Origin of the sequence: Mycobacterium genavense ATCC 51234 (genome assembly GCF_000526915.1) — a bacterium.
In the GTDB taxonomy this organism is placed as follows: domain Bacteria; phylum Actinomycetota; class Actinomycetes; order Mycobacteriales; family Mycobacteriaceae; genus Mycobacterium; species Mycobacterium genavense.
The window spans coordinates 127,665-146,130 of sequence record NZ_JAGZ01000010.1; the positions used below are offsets into that span (position 1 = coordinate 127,665).

At 67.8% G+C, this 18,466-nt stretch carries 15 protein-coding genes and 5 pseudogenes; 5 read left to right on the forward strand and 15 right to left on the reverse strand.

Going from position 1 to position 18,466, the window contains the following annotated elements:
* Nucleotides 1–148: 148 nt before the first annotated feature.
* Nucleotides 149–1,342 carry a MinD/ParA family ATP-binding protein gene (locus T428_RS0119755; protein ID WP_025737851.1) on the forward strand — a complete coding sequence of 398 codons (1,194 nt, stop codon included), beginning with the start codon at nt 149–151 and terminating at the stop codon, nt 1,340–1,342.
* A gap of 7 nt (nt 1,343–1,349) precedes the next feature.
* On the opposite strand, the gene sigI is transcribed toward T428_RS0119755, so the two are convergent.
* A complete protein-coding gene (sigI, locus tag T428_RS0119760; RefSeq protein ID WP_025737852.1) occupies nt 1,350–2,234 on the reverse strand; it encodes an RNA polymerase sigma factor SigI in 885 nt (294 codons plus the stop codon).
* Between the two features lie 223 nt (nt 2,235–2,457).
* Here sigI and T428_RS0119765 point away from each other — a divergent pair, with 223 nt between their 5' ends.
* A complete protein-coding gene (locus T428_RS0119765) occupies nt 2,458–2,901 on the forward strand; it encodes a nitroreductase family deazaflavin-dependent oxidoreductase (protein WP_025737853.1) in 444 nt (147 codons plus the stop codon).
* A 125-nt stretch (nt 2,902–3,026) separates the two neighbouring features.
* On the opposite strand, the gene T428_RS0119770 is transcribed toward T428_RS0119765, so the two are convergent.
* Nucleotides 3,027–3,308, reverse strand: coding sequence for a WhiB family transcriptional regulator (locus T428_RS0119770; protein WP_025737854.1), 282 nt, complete (start codon nt 3,306–3,308; stop codon nt 3,027–3,029).
* A gap of 441 nt (nt 3,309–3,749) precedes the next feature.
* Between T428_RS0119770 and espM the strand changes: the two genes are divergently transcribed.
* Nucleotides 3,750–4,862, forward strand: a complete 1,113-nt coding sequence (gene espM / locus T428_RS0119775) for an ESX-1 type VII secretion system transcriptional regulator EspM (RefSeq protein WP_036468486.1) — start codon at nt 3,750–3,752, stop codon at nt 4,860–4,862.
* Between the two features lie 458 nt (nt 4,863–5,320).
* Here espM and eccE read toward each other — a convergent pair.
* From eccE to eccA, 3 pseudogenes are all read right to left on the reverse strand, one after another.
* Nucleotides 5,321–5,910: pseudogene (gene eccE, locus T428_RS32260) on the reverse strand (type VII secretion protein EccE); the annotation flags it as partial.
* A gap of 51 nt (nt 5,911–5,961) precedes the next feature.
* Nucleotides 5,962–7,316: pseudogene (gene mycP / locus T428_RS29625) on the reverse strand (type VII secretion-associated serine protease mycosin).
* 155 nt (nt 7,317–7,471) lie between these two features.
* Nucleotides 7,472–9,194 (reverse strand): annotated as a pseudogene (gene eccA, locus T428_RS29630) (type VII secretion AAA-ATPase EccA); the annotation flags it as partial.
* 323 nt (nt 9,195–9,517) lie between these two features.
* Between eccA and T428_RS33715 the strand changes: the two are divergent.
* A complete protein-coding gene (locus T428_RS33715; RefSeq protein ID WP_084298802.1) occupies nt 9,518–9,931 on the forward strand; it encodes a hypothetical protein in 414 nt (137 codons plus the stop codon).
* Nucleotides 9,932–10,025: 94 nt separating this feature from the next.
* On the opposite strand, the gene T428_RS33720 is transcribed toward T428_RS33715, so the two are convergent.
* The 6 genes and pseudogenes from T428_RS33720 to T428_RS34930 form a co-directional block, all read right to left on the reverse strand.
* Entirely contained in the window at nt 10,026–10,598 is a 573-nt protein-coding gene (locus T428_RS33720; protein WP_211243981.1) for a hypothetical protein, read from the reverse strand.
* Nucleotides 10,599–10,713: 115 nt separating this feature from the next.
* Nucleotides 10,714–12,335: pseudogene (locus T428_RS29640) on the reverse strand (S8 family serine peptidase).
* 49 nt (nt 12,336–12,384) lie between these two features.
* Nucleotides 12,385–12,858: a type VII secretion integral membrane protein EccD gene (eccD, locus tag T428_RS34925; RefSeq protein WP_483819037.1), complete on the reverse strand. Its 474-nt coding sequence runs from the start codon at nt 12,856–12,858 to the stop codon at nt 12,385–12,387.
* Nucleotides 12,822–13,826, reverse strand: a complete 1,005-nt coding sequence (eccD, locus tag T428_RS29645) for a type VII secretion integral membrane protein EccD (RefSeq protein ID WP_245604996.1) — start codon at nt 13,824–13,826, stop codon at nt 12,822–12,824. Before eccD (T428_RS29645) ends, eccD (T428_RS34925) begins: the two co-directional genes overlap by 37 nt.
* Before the next feature lie 50 nt (nt 13,827–13,876).
* On the reverse strand, nt 13,877–14,905 hold the full coding sequence (locus tag T428_RS0119815; protein ID WP_025737857.1) for a MinD/ParA family ATP-binding protein: 1,029 nt from the start codon (nt 14,903–14,905) through the stop codon (nt 13,877–13,879).
* 35 nt (nt 14,906–14,940) lie between these two features.
* Nucleotides 14,941–15,162: an ESX secretion-associated protein EspG gene (locus tag T428_RS34930; RefSeq protein ID WP_025737858.1), complete on the reverse strand. Its 222-nt coding sequence runs from the start codon at nt 15,160–15,162 to the stop codon at nt 14,941–14,943.
* Nucleotides 15,163–15,380: 218 nt separating this feature from the next.
* Between T428_RS34930 and T428_RS34935 the strand changes: the two genes are divergently transcribed.
* Nucleotides 15,381–15,629, forward strand: a complete 249-nt coding sequence (locus T428_RS34935) for a hypothetical protein (RefSeq protein ID WP_245604997.1) — start codon at nt 15,381–15,383, stop codon at nt 15,627–15,629.
* Nucleotides 15,630–15,832: 203 nt separating this feature from the next.
* Here T428_RS34935 and T428_RS0119835 read toward each other — a convergent pair whose 3' ends face one another.
* The 4 genes and pseudogenes from T428_RS0119835 to T428_RS0119850 form a co-directional block, all read right to left on the reverse strand.
* The gene (locus T428_RS0119835) at nt 15,833–16,123 is read right to left on the reverse strand and encodes a WXG100 family type VII secretion target (RefSeq protein ID WP_025737860.1); all 291 of its coding nucleotides are present in this window, start codon (nt 16,121–16,123) and stop codon (nt 15,833–15,835) included.
* Nucleotides 16,124–16,166: 43 nt separating this feature from the next.
* Complete coding sequence (locus T428_RS29655) at nt 16,167–16,391, reverse strand: hypothetical protein (protein WP_051465288.1); 225 nt, start codon at nt 16,389–16,391, stop codon at nt 16,167–16,169.
* Between the two features lie 254 nt (nt 16,392–16,645).
* Nucleotides 16,646–16,943 (reverse strand): annotated as a pseudogene (locus T428_RS29660) (hypothetical protein).
* Nucleotides 16,944–16,967: 24 nt separating this feature from the next.
* Complete coding sequence (locus tag T428_RS0119850; RefSeq protein ID WP_025737862.1) at nt 16,968–18,410, reverse strand: CCA tRNA nucleotidyltransferase; 1,443 nt, start codon at nt 18,408–18,410, stop codon at nt 16,968–16,970.
* Nucleotides 18,411–18,466 lie beyond the last annotated feature (56 nt).

Sequence of the window (18,466 nt, forward strand, 5' to 3'; positions counted from 1 at the left end):
GTCGCACCGGCACCCCGGTGGAGGCCCGGTGAGTTTGCGCGATACTGGTAAAAGCGGATAGTCAGATACCGAATCGATACTGGTCGGGTCCACCCCTGCGGCCGTCCCAGCCAGCGCGCGACGATCGATCCCCGGCACCGAGGAGCCCATGAACGAGCGCGACGAATTCCTGCGGGACCGTCTGCAGCCCGAACGGCCCAGCACCCCCGCCGCCCCGCCGCACCCCCGCGCCAGAGATCACCGGAGCGCGCCGCCCACGCCCGTTTCGGCGCCTTCGCAACGACCCGCCCCGCCTGCACCACCCCCGGTCGGGCCCCCGCCGCCTCCGCGTCAGCCGGCGGCCGCGCTCGTGCGGCGGACCGCCGCTCCCCCTCCCCCGCCACCCGCGGCGACGCCGCCGGCCCCTCCTCCTGCGCGCGCCGTCTCGGCGCCCGCCACTGGCTGGCGACGCATCCTGCGGCTGCTCACTTTCGGCCTGGTCAAGCTGGGTCCGTCGCCCGCACAACGCCAAGACGCCCAATTCGAAGCCATCATCCGGACCGGGTTCCACGGCATCCACAAGGTCGGTGTGGTGGGCAAGGGCGGGGTGGGAAAGACCTCCGTGGCCGCCAGCGTCGGATCGCTGTTCGCCGAGCTGCGACAGGGGCAAGACCACGTGGTGGCGATCGACGCCGACACCGCTTTCGGCCGGCTGAGCAGCCGGATCGATCCGCGGTCGACCAGTTCGTTCTGGGAACTGACCGCCGACAAAAACCTCGAGACCTTCACCGACGTCACCGTGCACGTGGGCCGCAATGCGGTCGGCCTGCATGTGCTGGCCGGCGAACCGGCGTCCGGTCCGCGGCGGGTGCTCGATCCCGCGGTCTACCGGGAGGCCGCGTCCCGGCTCGACCGCCATTTCACCATCTCGGTCGTCGACTGCGGCTCGACGATGGATTCACCGGTCACCCAGGAGGTGCTGCGCGACCTGGATGCGCTGATCGTGGTGTCCTCGCCGTGGGCCGATGGCGCGTCCGCGGCCGCCCGGACCATGGAATGGCTCGCGGATCAGGGCATGACGGAGTTGTTGCAGCACACGATCGTGGTGCTCAACGACTCCGACGGTCATGCCGATAAGCGCACCCGGGCGCTGCTGGCCCGCGAGTTCGTCGATCACGGCCAGCCGGTGGTCGAGGTGCCCTACGACCCTCATCTGCGTCCCGGCGGCGTCATCGACGTGGCACACGAGATGGCCACCCCGACCCGACGCAAATTGCTGCAGGCCACCGCGCTGATCGCCGGGTTTTTCGGCGCCGGGCCCGAGCGTGCGCCGGGCTCCCGGCCGGGTGGCCGCGAGAACTGATGCGTCTTCAGCCGGCCGCGATCCGCGCCGACGGGTCGGCGATCGCTTCGATCTTGCCGACCATCCGACCGCGGATGGTCAGCACAATGGCGGCGAAAAACCGGCGCTCGGCGAACGCGAGCACCACCGGTTGTCCGGCGGGACCGCTGACCAGGGTGACGCCCGGCCCCAGATAGCGCATCAGGTTGATGGCCACCGCATCCGGGCCGTGGTTGATCTGCGGCGGGGGCGCCGGGTCGGCCAGGATGGTGCCCACCCCCCAGACCGTCGGGTCGAGCACGGCGGTCAGCGCGGCGAGGTCGCCGTTGGCACAGGCGGTGATGAACTTCTCGGTTACCAACTGGTGCTCGGCGGAGGCCACTTCATTCGTCTTCGGTTGTGCCGCAGTGAATTTCGAACGCGCTCGTCGCGCCAGTTGGCGGCACGTGCCGACCGGGCGTCCCACGGTCTCGGCGACCGTGTCGAACGGGACCCCGAACACGTCGTGCAGCACGAACGCGACCCGCTCACCGGGAGTGAGCCGGCGCAACACTTCCATCAGCGCGGTGCGGACCTCGTCGTCGATGGTGACGCGATCCGCCGGATCCAGGCCGCGCGATTCGGCGACCTCGCTGGCGGGGTCGCCGACGCCGGCACGGCTCAACCGCTCGTAGCGCGTGCGCGCCGAGCGCACCTGATCGAGACACAGCCGGCTCGTGACGACGGTCAGCCAGCCGCGGACGTCGTCGACCTCGTCGGGGCCCAGCCGCGACAAGCGCAGGAACGCCTCTTGCGCAACGTCTTCGGCGTCACCGACGTCGCCGAGAATTTGATAGCCGAGATTGACCAGATAGGGGCGATGGCGACGCCATGCGTCGGCCAGCTGGTCGGTGGGCGGCTGTGACTGGTTTATGAAACATCGACGGTCTGGTGTCGAAAAAAGTTACCGGCTTCCGACTGTAACTTTCCCTCCTGCCCGTCCGTCGTTGATGCAGATCTTCGACTTTCAGGAGGAACCAGCACGACGATCGTGGTCACCGGCGCGACCAGCAACGTCGGGCGCCACAGTCCTTCGCCCAGTGGGTGTCCGAGCACCGTGACCTGTACACGAACTAGATCCGATAGGAGATTGGGAAATGACCGAATTACGGCCGCCGCGCTACCTCAAGCCGATGAACAAGGTGATGATGGCGGTGCAAAAACTCGGCATACCGACCGGCCCCGCCATGGTGCTCACCGTGCCGGGCCGCAAGTCCGGCCAACCGCGCAGCACCCCGATGACGCCGTTCGAAATCCGGGGCGGGCTCTACGTGGTCGCGGGCTACCCCGGCGCGGACTGGGCGGCGAACGCGCGTGCCGCGGGTTCCGGCACGCTGGCCCGGGGCCGGCGGTCCCGGCAAGTCAGAATCGTCGAACTGACCGCCGAACAGGCACGGCCGGTGCTGCGGGAGTTCCCGAAGAAGGTGCCGGTCGGTGTGTCGTTCGCCAAGCGCTCGGGAATGGTGCGCGACGGAACCTCCGATGAATTCGAGGCGCTGGCAGGCCGGCTGGCCGTGTTCCGCTTCGACCCCTCGCCGTAGCGCCCCGAACGCAAGACAGCGCGAGAACCTCGCATGGTTCTCGCGCTGTCTGTTCGCGGGTCCGGGCGGCTGGTCTCCGATCCCCGGACGTTGCTCTACTGCCGACGCCTCAGGAGCCCGGGTGGTTAGGCCGATTTGGCCGTTTCGCGCACCGGGTATCCGTCGCGCTCGGCCATGGAACGCAATTGGTTCAGCGCGAATGCCCGCGGCCGGCCCGACTCGGGAATCACCACGCCGGCCCACAGGCCTTCGGCCCCGGCTGACTCAACCGCGTCGAGGGCGCACATCCACCGGCGAGGGCAGGCCCGGCACAGGGCTTTGGCCTCCGCGTCCGGGGCGGTCGTCCAACGATCGGGGTCCTGGGTGCAAGCGCCCAAGGGGACGTTGTACAGAGTTGTTGCGGTCATCGCTACGTCCTCCAGAAAGCGTTGCAGTTCTGCGTCCTATGGCACGAAAGGCCATAGCACTAACCGTTGCTATGCAACAGTTAGCCGCTCCATTTTTCGATCGTACCCGCACGCTGGCGCTTCGGTGCATATCACACGCGCCGCAGGCTTCACCTGCCTTAACAAGCGGGGAACGGCGGCAAAAACGGTGCCCCGATGGTCGGGGCGACCAGCTCGTTCCCGCGCACACGCGGGCGGCACGCGGGCGGATCGGCGGGCGTGGCTTAAAACTGTAGCGGTGATGCGGTTAAGGCCAGGTTGCCTGGCGGAGCCGTGCGCGGGCTAGTTCTGTAACGAGTTGGCGCAAAACTGTAGCGCCGCGATAAGATTTGACGGGTGCAGCAGTTAAAATCGTGAGGGCGCAGCCCGCCGCCCCACAACTTCAGCGAGGAATCACCGACGATGTCCAGCGCCGCCCGAACCGCCCGACCGGCTCTGCTGGTGGTGCACAGCGGCGACACCTCGCATGCAATCGAGCCCGGACGCGGTGTGGTGACCATCGGCCGCGAACCTCAGGCCGGCGTGCAGATCGATGATCCACAGATCTCGCAGGACCACTTGCGGGCCGAAGCCGCCGATGGACAGTGGCGCATCGTCGACAGCAGCCCGAGCGGCATGTTCGTCGACGGATTACGCAAGACCTCCGTGACGATCACCGACAAGGCGGTCGTTCGGTTCGGGGACCCCACCGCGGGGAAAGTCCTGACGTTCGAAGTCGTCAAACCACCGAAATCCGTTGAGCAGGAACTCGATTCAGATGCGCAGGGGGACAACATCGAGCCAACCGATCTGGATCCGGGTGTGGTTCGCGCCGGAGCCGCCGCGGCTGCCCGGCGCCGAGAACTCGACATCAGCCAACGCAGCCTCGCGGCGGACGGGGTCATCAACGCCGGCGCGCTGATCGCCTTCGAGAAGGGCCGTAGCTGGCCGCGGGAACGGACCCGCGCGAAGCTCGAGGAGGTCCTGCAATGGCCGGCCGGCACCATCGACCGGATCCGACACGGAGAGCCCGTCGCCGCTGAGACCACCGCGGCGGCCGTGCCGGCCGACGGTCCAGCGGCGGCCGACAACGCCGATGCGCACGGCGCGGCCTCGCTGATCGCCCAGGCGGTCGTCGCCGCCGTGGACGGCTGCAGCCTGGCCATCGCCGCGTTGCCCCCGGCCGACGACCCCGAATTCACCGAGCGCTCGGCGCCCATCCTGTCGGATCTGCGCCAACTCGAGGCGATAGCCGTCCGGGCGACCCGGATCAGCCAGATCACCCCGGAATTGATCAAGGCACTGAGCGCGGTTCGCCGGCATCGCGACGAATTGATGACGCTCGGGGCAAACGCTCCGGATGCGCCACTGGCGCAGCGGTTGTACGCGGCCCGGCGCAGCGCCAACCTCTCGACGCGCGAAATTGCCCAGGCGGCCGGCGTCGACGAAGAAATGATCGTGCGCGCGGAGAACGAAGAGCCGCTACCCCCGCACGTGACGGCCGCGATCGAAACGTTGATAGGCCACATCAACTGAAATTGGCGCGCCCCCGACCGCCGTCAATACTTACTGTTCGCTTTGCAGCAACCTTGCCGCAATCTTTACCGTGGCGGTCGCGCGACGGGTGATGGAAGCTGTTGCCTAGCCGAAAAATTCGTGCACTGGACCCGCTCTGAGCACTGTTAGGGTCGTTTTACCGTGCCCGGGGATCGGTGCACAGGATCTGCGAACTTGAAGGGAACACCGACGTGGCTTGGCTAAACGGGGCAACAGATTTAGCGACGTGTGTGAAAAGTTTTGGGTCCGGCGTTACTGCCGCTTCGACGGGCGACTGGGCGAACTTTGGCGCGAGTGCGGCCACCATTGTCGGTAAAGGGCTGATCTATGCGAGCAAGCAGAACGCGGTCCTGGCAAAGGCGTTGAAAGAGAGCGGAACAAAGTGTCTGCCGACACCGACGGCCATTGTCGACGCCGCGGCGTTGGCCGTCACGGTGGTAACGACCGATCCCCGCGACGCCCTCGTCGCGGCGCCGGGCCGATGCCTGCGCGCGCTGGGGGTCGGCACGCATCACGATCCAGGTCCGTCGGTACGCGCGGGGGCCGGGTCGCGCCCGATCACCTGCTCGTACAAGCTCAGCACATCCGCCGAGGCCGTCTTGCCGATCCGATGGCCCGCCGATACGCCGTCGGCCTCCAAGTCGGGGCAGTGCACGGTGAGCAATTGCTCGAGCAGCCGAGTGTCGATCACGTCGTCGGTGTTGGCCTTCCCGTCGACGACGACCGTCGGTGTGAACGGCCGCGGGATGAGCTCGATGACCACGACCAGATGCTCGCCTTGCCAGCGCACGGCACGTGATCGCCGGGCAGGACGGTGGCACCGACGTCGGGCTCCGACGGGAGTTCGGGAGATCTGCGATGCCGCACCAGCAAGGCAAGCATCGCCGCCACCCAGCCGGTGAGGCGGCGGCCGCGGAACGTCACCGTCGCCACCAGCGCGCCGATCGCCACCAGCGCCGGGCCGGCCCACTGGTAGCGCGTGCCGATGAACAGCAGGATGCACAGCGGGGCCAGTGCCGCCGTCCACATCTACGTGAACGGTGCTGAACCGGAGTCGTAGCGATCACATGGGGTGTCGTCAGGGCCGTTTCAGGGCGCGCCCGACGAGTGCGGCCAGTCCCAGCGTGACGATCAAACCCATGACCCCCATCGTGACAGCATCGATCGGCCCGTGATCAGGGCCCGGTACCGGCACCGGGGCTTGAATCGCTTTGACCGGGTCCGCCGGCGCCGCCGTGGTGGGCGGGATATCCCAGGTGAGCGCCGCGACCGCGTCGACGATGCCCGCGCCCACCGCATCGTCGACGCCGCCTCCGAGATGACGTGCGGTCGCGGTGATGCGGCGCATGATCTGAGCCGGCGGCAGGTCGGGGAATTTTTGTCGCAGCAGCGCCGCCAGGCCAGACACGTATGCCGCCGCAAACGACGTCCCGGCGATCGGCACCGGACCCTCTTTGCCCGGCAACGCATCCACCGGATCGCCACCGGGACCGAGAGCGACGATGTTGTCGGCGGCCGCCGCCACGCTCACCCACGGTCCGTGCATCGAGAATTCGCTCGGCGCCCCGTTTTGCCCGACGCCTCCGACGGTCAGCACCAGCGGTGCGTACCACGCCGGTGTGACGATCGTCTGAACCCGCTGCCAGCCGCGCGGATCGGCGGGAATGGACGGATCGGGCCACGGATTCTGTTGGCAGTCCCCGCCGACGTTGCCGGCCGCCACGACGACGACCGCGCCCTTGACGTTGACCGCGTAGTTGAGCGCGCCGCCCAGCGTCGTCTCGTCGACCTGCTTTTTGGTCTTGAAGCAGGCGGCCTCGCTGATGTTGATCACCCCGGCGCCCAGATTCGCGGATTCGCGGCGTGCACCACCGCGCGGGCCAGACTGCGGACCGAGCCCGCCGCCGGCGTGGCGTTCGGGTCACCCGAATCGGGTTGAGAATCCTTCGGCTCGAAGGCCTCCGACGTCTGGCGCACCGAAATCAGCCGCGCGTCGGGTGCGACGCCGACGAATCCGTCGTTCAGGGAGGGGCGCCCGGCGATGATCGATGCGGTGAGCGTCCCGTGCGAGTCGCAGTCGGAGAGCCCGTCGCCTTCCTTGACGACGAAGTCGCCTCCCGGGTCGGCCGGGACGCGGGGTGAGACGTCCACGCCGGTGTCGATCACCGCCACCGTTGCACCCGCACCGGTCGCGAACTTCTGGGCCTGGGTGATGCCCAGGTAGGTGTTGGGCCACGGCGGATCGTGGAAATTGGTGGCCGGCAGCGACAACGGCGCCTTACAGACGCGTTTCTGTTCGAGAGGCTGATCGGGACCCGTCACATCGGGCGGAACCGCGCCCGGGTCGATCAACGGCGGGGAGACCGCCGCGGCGGGCGGCGCGCCGAGAATGGCTAGCGTCAACGCCACCGTGATCAGCAAGATACGGTGCACCGCCAGACGCTCCATTCATCGGCCTTGCTCCGCCACCGCATTGTGCCGGTCGCGGACCTGCGTGCATTTAACCTGTCCGGCCACGTCGACAACGCCTTTCCCTCAACGCCGGCCACCCGGGCGCCCGGGCAAACCCGCGGGCGGCTTCGGCCCGATCAAAGCGCTATCGGCACATGCTTTTCCGCGCACGCGTCCTTGACCGCGGCAACGATGTCCTGGGTGCGCAGCGTTTGCAGATCCTCGACCGTCACCGACCTTTTGTCGACGCGATGCTGGGCGACCACCCGCGAGTCGCGCAGCCGCTCCGCGCGCTCGACGACATTGCGGGCGAACCGGCCGTTGTGCATGGCGTCGATGCCGTGCGCGCCGTCGGTGGCGGGATCGAGGACGGTGGCGCGCGGCTTGCCGTAGTGGACCGCGATTTCCACCAACTCGTCGGGCGTGTACGACTCGAAGCGCAGCTTGCGGTTGAACCGGCCCGCCAGACCCGGGTTCACAGTGAGGAATTCGTCGACTTCCTTCTCGTAGCCGGCGCCGATGAAGCAGAAGTCGAACCGGTGCACCTCGAGTGCCACCAGCAGCTGGTTCACCGCCTCCATGCCGATCATGTCCGGCCAACCGTCCTGATGGCGCTCCACCAGCGAATAGAACTCGTCCATGAACAGGATGCGGCCCAGCGACCGGTTGATCAGCTCGTTGGTCTTCGGTCCCGACGCGCCGATGTGCTCCCCGCAGAAATCGGCCCGCTTGACCTCGACGATGTCCGGATGCCGCACGATGCCCAAGCCGGCGTAAATCTTTCCCAGCGCCTCGGCGGTGGTCGTCTTACCGGTGCCGGGCGGTCCGACCAGCAGCATGTGGTTGGTCTGGTTGGCCACCGGCAGTCCCGCCGCCAGCCGCAGCGCCCGGACCTCGATCTGGTCCTCCAGCTCGGCGACCGCGCGTTTGACGTCGGCCAAGCCGACCTGGTTGTCGAGCAACGCGCGCCCCTCCCGCAGGAGCTCGGTGCGCCGCTCCTGGTTCTCCTCTTCCTGGCGTTGCTGCTCCGACCGCTCGGTGGTCACATCCCATTTGTTGGTGCGAGTGCTGATCGCGTCCTCGTCGGTGACCACCAGCTGCAGCGCCGGGTCGGCCAGCGCTTGCTTGGCCGGCTCGATCAGCGCCCCGTTGATCGTGGCTTTCGACAGCCAGATCTGCGCCTTGGGTTCCTCGCCGAGCTGGCGATGTGCCATGCCGCGCATATAGGCGAGATCGGCGGCGATCAGCGGGAAGTCGGTGGGATCGATTGCGGTCACGGCGGTTTCGAGGTGCTGACGGCGCGTCTCGGTCGTCCCGCCGTACCCGGCGCGCAGCTCCACCCGGTCGGTCCACTCCAGCGCGACGCGTGCCTGACCCAGATGGGCCGCGGCGTGCGCCGCCAGCGTGCAGGTGGCCGCGGTGACGGCCGACATGATGATGGCCTGGGGCGGCAGGATGGCCGCGGCCACCGCGATGACGTCGGGCCATCGTTGGGTGGCGAACATCAAGTAGGACTCGATGTACTGCTTCCACTGGTGGTTCTCCCAGGTGTCCAGCAGCGTCGAATCCCCCCAGCAGCGCTTCGGCTTTCTCGTATTGACGGTCGTCGATCAGCGCGCTTGCCAGGGCCAGGCCGGCATGCGAGGCCTCGGTCATCGAAATCGACAGATACGGGCCGGCTTTGATCGGGGCCGACAGCCGCGCCCCTATTCGGTTCGTCTCCCGGTGCAGCCGGCTGCCGTAGGTGTAGAGCTGTTCGACGGTCGACAACGCCTCGTCGCCCGCGGCGATCCGGCCCAGCCAAGCGTCGGCCATCGACGGGTCGACCTCGGTGGCCTCCCGAAACCGGGCCGCGGCCGCGGCGGCCGGCGTCGTGCTGCTGGTCATGGGGTGTCCACCGGTTCGAGATCAGAGGTTCGCAATGCCATCGGTTCCGACGATACGCGTACCTGTTCTCGGCGCGGAACAGCTCCACTTCCACCGCATGCACGTGACCATCGGCCGCGATCACGTCGACGGTCGCCGGGCCGGTCTGGGTGATCAGCACGTTGGCGGCGCCGCGGTACGGTTCACCCAGTCCGCCGACGGAGATCAGCGTGTTTGGTCGCGGCGCCGGCGACATGCTACCGTCAATCACGCTGACCGTGGTGCCCGACGCCGGCTTCGGCTGATCGGTCACGACGATGTCGGGCATCCGAACGCTGGCCCGCCTCTGCATGTTTCGGGTGTGGACCGTGATCCGCTCGCCGGCCCCGGTCAGCCGAATGATGAACCGCTTGGCCAGCGCGTCCTCCGCGGCGACGTGCACCCGGCTGAACTCCCCGGCATCGTCGAACGGCAACAGCAAACGATTCCCGCCGGCGACCTTGCCGAGCAGTACCCCCGACGGTCCGATCGGCAGCACCAGCGGCCCGCGCAGCACACCACGACGGATGCCACGCAGCGGCGGTAGCGGTCCGCACAGGCTGGCGGCGACGGCCTGCGCCTGCTCGCCCCGCAGGGTGCGCAACCGCATGCTCAACGGCGCCGTCGGCGGTTGTGCGCTGCGCACGGTGACGGTGGCCGTCTCGGTCACCGGGCCTGTCTTGGAGCCGTAAAGCGTGATGTTCTGCACGATTCCGTCCACCCGGGCCGACCACGCCTGGGCCAGCGTCTCCGAGGTGATGTCGCCGGGACGGTAGGAGTAGGTCGTCAGCCAACCGCTGTCGCCGCGCACCGATCCCACCGCCTGTTCGAGACCTCCAGCGCGGAGCGGCCCAACCGCCGCTCCATCTCGACGATGTCGGTGGCCGTCGCGACCTTCGCGCGGATGCCGACCGAGGTGCGTCCGCGCAGCGCGGCGACGTTGTCCAGGGCACCGACGCGCACGATGAGCCAGGTTTCCCGCTGGCCCGCATACGGTGGTGTGCCGATCAACGTGTCATACACCCGCGGATAGTCGCCGGTGCTGCGGCGGCGGGCCCCCGCGGTGACGACGCTGAGCGAATTCAAAGTGAGACCGAGGCTTTGGTGCAGCAACGGGATCAACTCGGTCACGTCTAAGCAGTTTTCGGTGTAGGTCGCGGTCGACCCGGTGAAAAGCGTCGGCGTATGCGCTTTCCCGAGCAGCTGGACCGCGGCCACCGCGACCCCGTCCTGGTAGCGGATGCCACCCCCGGCGCGGTCGTTGGCCACCGTCAGCGGCTCGGTCCACACAATCGGCCGCCGGCGCCGCACCCACAGGATCTGCCAGGACCACATCGGCTGGCCCAGCCAGCGGATCACCCGCAGGCGATTCCGATCACCAAACCTGTTGCCGCACCCTAGTATCCGCCGACCACCCATCCGATCAGGGTGGCGATGAAGATGGCGACGATGATCGTCAGCTTCGTGGCGGCCGTCACCGTTCGCGCCGTGCTCGAACGATCAGTGACACCACCGCGACGGCCGCGGCCACCACACCGGCGAACACCAGCGCCACATTGCGGGCGCGGTGGTTCGGCGGCGGTGCGGGATGGACGACACGGCTGGCGGCCGCCGGCGAAAGGCGCTCTCCCGCAGGCACATCAAAGGTCAACGCGGCCACCGGGTCGACCACACCGTAGCCTACCTGGTTGTCGACGCCGCGGGGTGGATTATGCGCGGTCTGCAGAATCCTGTTGATGATCTGGTGTGCGGACAGTCCCGGATATTTGGCCCGCACCAACGCGGCTATCCCGCTGACATACGCCGCGGAAAAGCTGGTGCCCCAGAACGGCATGTTCTTTGCGCCCGGCCGGATCGGCGGGTAGGCATTCGCCGGTCCCCCGGTTTCCGGGGACAGCCCCATGATCCCGACGCCCGGGGCGGCCGCGGCGACCCACGGCCCGGCCAGGCTCTTGTTGATCGGTGCGCCGGTGTTGTCGACCGCACCCACCGACAGCACGTAATCGGAGAACCAGGACGGCGACGACACCGTCTTGACCTGGTGCCAGTCGCGGGGATCGGACGCATTGAGCGGGTCGAACGTCGGGTTTTGGGCGCAGCCGTCTTCGCTGTCATTGCCCGCGGCCGCCACGATGCCGCGTCCTTGACCGTGGCCGCGTACCAGACGGCGGCGCCGATCGCGGTCTGATCGAGCGGGTCGGCAGCCGAGACACAGGCGGTGACACTGATATTGATCACCCTGGCGCCCATGTTCGCCGCATGCACGATGGCACTGGCCAGTGTCGCGATGGTGCCGGCCTTCTTGCGTCCCTCGAAGTCGCCGGGGTTCGGGTTCACCGGCTCGAAGGCCCGCGAGGACTGGCGGATGGAGATGACGGTCGCGTGCGGAGCGACACCGGCGACGCCGTCGGGTGCGCCCGGCGGCGGTGGGGGCACCTCGGGATCGTCGGGCTGGCCGGGCGCGGGTTCCCCCGGCACGTTCGACGGCGCGTCCGGCGGTGGCGGTGGAGGTGGCGGCGGGGCCACGGTTTGGGTGATCGTCACCGGCGACGGCGGTGGCGGAGGTGCGGGCGGCGGTGGCGGTCCGCCGGGGGGCGGTGCGCCCGCATCGGTCGGCGGTGGGCCCGCCGGCGGACCGAAGGCCGGCGCACTGGGCATCGGCGCGGGCATCGGCATGCCTTGCGGCGCAGCGGCGATCAGCGATGCCACCACGGTGCCGTGCGCATCGCAGTCGCTCAGTCCGTCACCGCCCATGATGTAGTCACCGCCGGCCACCACCGGCAGCCGGCGGCTGGGGTTGACCCCGGTGTCGATGACCGCGACCGGCACCCCGTTTCCGGTCGAGTACTGCCAGGCCTTGCTCACGTTGAGCATCGTGAAGCCGGGGGCGGGCAGGGCGACGTTGGGATCGGCGACGGTGATGGTCCGCGCGCAGGCAAAGGCCTGCCGTATCGGCTGGTCCGGAGCGGGTTTGCCGTCGACCGGCACCCGACCGGGATCGACGACCGGCGGCGGAATCGCTTGTGCCGCAGGAAGGCCCACGATCAAGATGACCAGCAGGCTGGTCAGTGCCGTGGCCGCGACTCGCCGAGTCATGGTGCGTGCGGACAACGCCGTCCGGGTCATCGCATGCGCACCCACCGGGTCATCGCATGCGCACCCAAGTGAACAATCCGCCGATCCACGCGGCCAGCGGCAACGCCGCGATGATCGCGGCGATCTCCACCCATTCGGCGGTCATCCGCACCAGCGGGGTGAACCGGGTGATCGGCACCAGCAGGGCGGCGTGCAGACCGGCGCCGCCGAAGGCGGCCAATACCAGTGCGGCCCAAAGCAATCCGTAGCCCGACGAAGCCGGCTCGTGCACCGCGTATTTGGCCACACCGACGCACAGCGCCGCGGCGGCGCCGCACACCGGCGTCACCGCCTGTCGCTTGTCGGCGAATGCACGCCCCCGGCTGATGAAGATCACCACGAACAGGCCGGCCAGCACGGCGGCCGGCACGTCGCGGTCGTGGCCCGGCATCAGGGTGGCCCACACCGCGACCGGAAGTGTCAGCCCCGCCCCGGCACAAATCCCGGTCAGCACGTTGTTAGCGTGGACCGCTGCGAGCGCGATCTGGGCACCGCGCGGGGTGGTGTCGGGGTTTGCCTCCTCGTCGGCACCGTCCTCGACGGCGACACCGCGTCGGCCGGCAGACCCGCGCTGCGCCGGAACAGGTCGCGCCCGGTGATCGACCCGAAGTAGGGCGGGCGGATCCGCGCGACCCACAGCGCGGTCGTCGGGGCCATGGTCAACAACAGGAGCAGCACGACAAGCGCGCACATGCCCAGCCACTGCGCGGGCACCGGCCACCACATCCGGGTTGCGGCGGCCGCGCCACCGATTCCCAGCAGGGTCACCACGGTGGCCGCCACGTTGGCATGACGTCGTGTCGCGGAGGTGATGCCGCAGGTCAGTACGGCACCGGCCAGGGCTGCGATGAACGCGTGCGCGACCCCCAGCTGGCCGGGCGCACCGGAGGCCAGGCTCGCGGTGAGCAGCGGCACCGCGGTCCAGCCGAGACCGTCGACCATGTCGATGCGGTCCGGCCACCACCGCCACACCGTGGCCGCGCCGCCGGCGATCAGCAGACCGGCCACGCCGGTCACGATGGTGGGCATCAGCGAGTCGGTCGAGAAGCGTTGGCGCACAGCTAGTCCCAGCAGCGTCAGCGCCACCATCGCCAGGATCACCAAGGCGGTGTGCGCCGCGGTTCTCAGGGTCACCGGTTCGAACAGGGCCTTGCCGACCCGGGCCAGGCCGGTGGACAGCGACTCGTACTGCGGCTCGAACGACTCCCCGGCTACCGCGGGAACCAGGGTGAGCATGGCGCCGTCTTCGACACCGAGCTCGTCCAACGTCTTGGTGACGTCCAGCCGCACCCCGTTGGCCTTCTGCAGCTCGTATCCGACACCGGGCTCGAGTCCGGTGAAACCGCGACGTTTGAGTTCGTCGTTGAGCAGCTCGACGACGTTGTCGATGAAGGCCTCGATCGGCACCGAGGCCGGATACACCTGCGAAATCAGGTGTTCTCCACATACCACCGCGACCGCACAACGGGCTGGAAACGAGACTTTACCCACGTACGGGGTCATTAACGCGGCCTGTCGGCATCTGGAATGTATTTGTCGGCGAACGCCGCGGTGATTTCGAATAGGCGGAGTCGGGTTTTCTTCTTCAATTCGTACCGGGTATCGATGATCCCGCCTTTGGCGAGGAATGGGTCGTACGGCATGAATTCAACCGTCGCTCCCGATTGCGCGAAGCGCTCGGTGAGATAAGTGCGCGCCTCCCCGTCGTATTTGTCTCGGCTGTCGTTCAGGATGACCATGCTGCGAGACACCAGTTCGTGATAACCTATCGAGCGCAGCAAGTCGATCGCGCGGGTGACCGGCAGCGAGGTGTCGGCCGTGAGACCGGACACGAACACCAGGGTGTCGCAGGCGTCGAGCACCGCCTTCATCACGGGGTGCTCGAAATCGTCGGAGGTGTCGACCACGATCACGGTGTGGGTGCGCCGCAGCCGCGACAGCACCCCGGAGAACATCGAGGCCACCAGCGGCCGCGGCTGGTCCAACGCCCGGTTGCCGGCCAGCACGTCAAGGCCAAGGCTGTTCTGCCCCAAGTGTTCTCGGATGTCCGCGTAGCCCTGCACGTCAGTGTCGTTGAGCACCGCCGCGTAGTCTCCCGGCGGGGACTCGTCGATCCGCCCGGCCAGCGTGCCGAAGCCGGGAGCGGCGTCGATCGCGACGACGTTCTCGGGCCGGCATTCCCGGAACACGGCGCCGATGCAGGCGGTCATCGTGGTCTTGCCGACCCCACCCTTCCCCGAGACGACCCCGATCACGTACTGCTTGCGGATGTGCCGACGGATACGCTCCTGCAATTCCCGATAATGTCTTTCGGACGGGGATTCGCCGAAGTTGATGACGTGGCCGGATAGCTGATACAGAAATTTGCGCCAGCCACCGCCGGGTGGAATTTTGCGCGGGGCGACCATGTCTGAAATGCGTAATGTTCCGGAAACTGAATCCTGATTTTGGTACAGCGCGGCGGGCGTTTCTCGCCGGGTTGGTCCGCCCTGTTCCGGAGAATTGGAGGAGCCCGTCCACGGATTCGTCACGATGCCGATGCTATCATTTTCGAACTGCCTTTCGACTACACGACTTTTCGGTACGAATGCCATTCCTGATCGGCCGGCAGCCGCCGCACCATGTGGTTGATCGCAGCACCGATGTTGCTCTTGGTACCCGGGGCGATGATCATCCACTTCTTGCCCCCGGAGGAAACCTGTTCGGCGAGCACCCGGCCTTCCGGCGTATCGATGATCGTCACCGCGCCCAGGTCGATGTAGGTGCGGGTCGGCGATCCGTTGTCCACCCCGGGACTGCAGCGCCACGAACGAGGCCTGGGCCGAGCGGCCGGGATCGGTGGCCAGTTTCAGCATGTGCACTTGGTCGGCCGCGAGCCCTTGCTTGCCCAGGAACTCGTGCAACGATGCCTCGTCGGTGGCAGCGGCGCGCAGCGCGTCCGCGTCCAGCGTGACCGGCCGTAACTTCGCGGGTTCGCTTGCGCCACAAAGACGTTCGATCTACAGGTTGAGCGCTGCGCTGGCCGTGCCCTCGTTGTTCGTGATGCCCGCCCCGCTGATTCGGACCAGGTTTCCCGAGCGTTTGATGGCCACCCACCACTGCGCGAACCTGGCGAGCAGCGCGCGCCGGTTCGCCGTCGGCTGCCAGGCGGAAGTTCACCAGCAATGCGATGTCGCGGCGCGACAGCACGGTCAGCCATTCGACTATCGCCCCGTCGACGGAGCCGGTTTCATCGATGGCCCCGGCGGCCCGTAGGTCCGCGGTCACCGGGTGTGCCAGCGCCGTGTGCTTGGGCTCTACGCTGGGCAAATGCGGCCGCAGCCCCATCTCGGGGGCCAGGACCTCGATGCCGGTGAGTACCTGTAGGACCCAAAGGCCGTCCAATGAGGTGGTTAGCACGGTCTTCCCTTAGAGCCAAGTGCGGGGCGCACGCTTACGTGCGCCCCGCCAAGCCAGGACTACGTGAAGAAGGCCTGGGTTGCCTGGTCCGTATTGATCGCGTTCTCGTGAACGGTGTTGACGGTGTGCCCGTGCAGGCTGACGGTCTGGATCATGTCGTCGAATCCGTGCAGCATCTGCTGTTGCGCGTCGAAGAAGGCCGTCGCCCCCTGGCCCTGGAAGAACTCGGCAAACGACTGGGTGATGTGGTAGACGTCGTCCTTGATTTCCATCAGCTGCGCGGCCTGCGTTGCGATGTCACCGGAAAGGCCGCTGACGGCGGCGTGGTCGTAGACAATGTGATCTGACATATTCGAATTCCTTAGGAGTAAGAAAGCTTTTGGGATTGCCGGCTTAGGTGGACTGAAGTCCGCCGAACACGCCGCTGGGGTTGTGGGTCGAATCGGCTTCGTGGTGCTCCATCAACGTTGCAGTCTGGGCGAGGCCGTGCGCCAGACAGTTTCCGCCGGTCATGATCTGCTGCAGGTCGTGGGCAATCTGGCCCGCCGTGTTCAGCGACGTCGAGCCGGCCTGCCCGGCCCATCCGGTTGCGCTGACGATGTTCTCGCGGCCACTCAAGTACTGGTTCGCGATTGCGGTGCTTCTTCGAGCCGCGCCTCAATCCGTTGCTTCGAACTGCGCAGCAGCTCCGGTGTAACAACCTCCGGTGTAACAACCGTTGTCCCCGCCATGTGTTTCTCCCTTGATTTCCGTAGGCTCCCCGACCTGGATATAATAAGAGTGTAGACAGGGATCGGGGTCTGTCACTTCAGTTGGATTTCCTGCTGCACAGGCGTTGAGTTACCCGTTGGCGAAAGCCGTAAAACGCCACGTCACAGGGTGCTGGAGCCGTCTGCCGAGCCGCCCACCGTCGGCGTCGGTCAACCGGACGTCCCAGTGGCCGTTCACCGTCGGTGTCCACGTAGCCGGTCACGCCGTTCTGGTCGGCGCACAGGACCCGTCCAGCCCGTACCAACGCAAGCCCCCGCCGCGGTCGGCGGCCACCGCCCAGGTTCCCGATCCGTCGCCGGTGAAGTACGCCTCGGGCACGCCGTCGTGGTCGAGATCGAGGTCGGGTTGGCCGTGCCAGATGGCGGCCGCACCGTCATCTCCGGATAAGCAGTAGTCCATGCGTACTCGGACGCGCCGGCACCGCTACCCGTTCCTGCGGGATCGCCACCACGCCAACAGCTCCGCGGTGGCCTCTTCCTCGGTCAGCGGTCCACGGTCCAGCCGCAGCTCCTTGAGGAACCGCCACGCCTCGCCGACGTGCGGCCCGGCCGGGATGCCGAGCAACTTCATGATCCGGTTGCCGTCCAGGTCGGGACGCACCCGGGCCAGATCCTCCTGCGCGGCCAACTCGGCGATGCGCGCCTCGAGGCGATCGTAGTTGGCCTGCAACCGCGCGGCCCGACGCTTGTTGCGGGTCGTGCAGTCGGCGCGGACCAACTTGTGCAGCCGCGGCAGCAACGGCCCGGCGTCGGTGACGTAGCGGCGCACCGCGGAGTCGGTCCACTTCCCGTCGCCGTAGCCGTGGAACCGCAGGTGCAAATAGACAAGCTGGGAGACGTCGTCGACCATCTGTTTGGAGTACTTGAGCGCCCGCATCCGCTTGCGGGTCATCTTGGCGCCGACGACCTCGTGGTGGTGGAAGCTCACGCCGCCGTTGTCTTCGTGGCGCCGGGTGGCGGGCTTGCCGATGTCGTGCAGCAGCGCCGCCCAGCGCAGCACCAAATCCGGGCCCTCGTCCTCCAGGGCGACGACTTGGCGCAGCACAGTCAGCGAATGCTGATAGACGTCCTTGTGCTGGTGATGTTCGTCGATGGCCATCTGCATGCCGCCGACCTCGGGCAACACCACCGCGCCCATCCCGGTTTGCACCAGCAACTCGATGCCGGCGACCGGATCGGCGCCCAGCAGCAGCTTGTCCAGCTCCGCGGCCACCCGTTCGGCGCTGATTCGGCTCAACTGCGGAGCCATCTCCTCGATCGCGGTCCGCACCCGGGGCGCGACGGTGAACCCCAGTTGCGAGACGAACCGGGCGGCGCGCAGCATCCGCAGCGGGTCGTCGCCGAAGGACACCGCGGGCGCCGCCGGGGTGTCCAGAACCCGGGCCTTCAGCGCCGCCAAACCGCCCAGCGGATCGAGGAATTCGCCCGGGCCGGCCGACGTGATGCGCACGGCCATCGCATTCGCGGTGAAATCCCGGCGCACCAGGTCGTCGTCGAGCCGGTCGCCGAACTTCACGTCGGGATTGCGCGACACCTGGTCGTAGGTGTCCGCCCGGAAGGTCGTGATTTCCAGGCGGTGCTCGTGCTTGCCGACGCCGACGGTGCCGAACTCGATCCCGGTATCCCAGACCGCGTCGGCCCAACCCCGCACGATCTCCTGCACCTGCTCGGGCCGGGCGTCGGTGGTGAAGTCCAGATCCGGGCTCAGCCGGCGCAACAGCGCGTCGCGCACCGACCCGCCGACCAGAAACAAGTCGTGCCCCCTGGCCTCGAACAGAGCGCCCAATCCGCTCAGCACCTCGGTATGCTGATTCAGGGCGACCGCGGCCGAGGCAAGCAGCTCCACATCGGCGGCGGGTTCGGACACGTTCGATGAGCCTAGTCGTGCGCGGGCCGCGGTCACGCCCGCACCAGCGGCGAGTG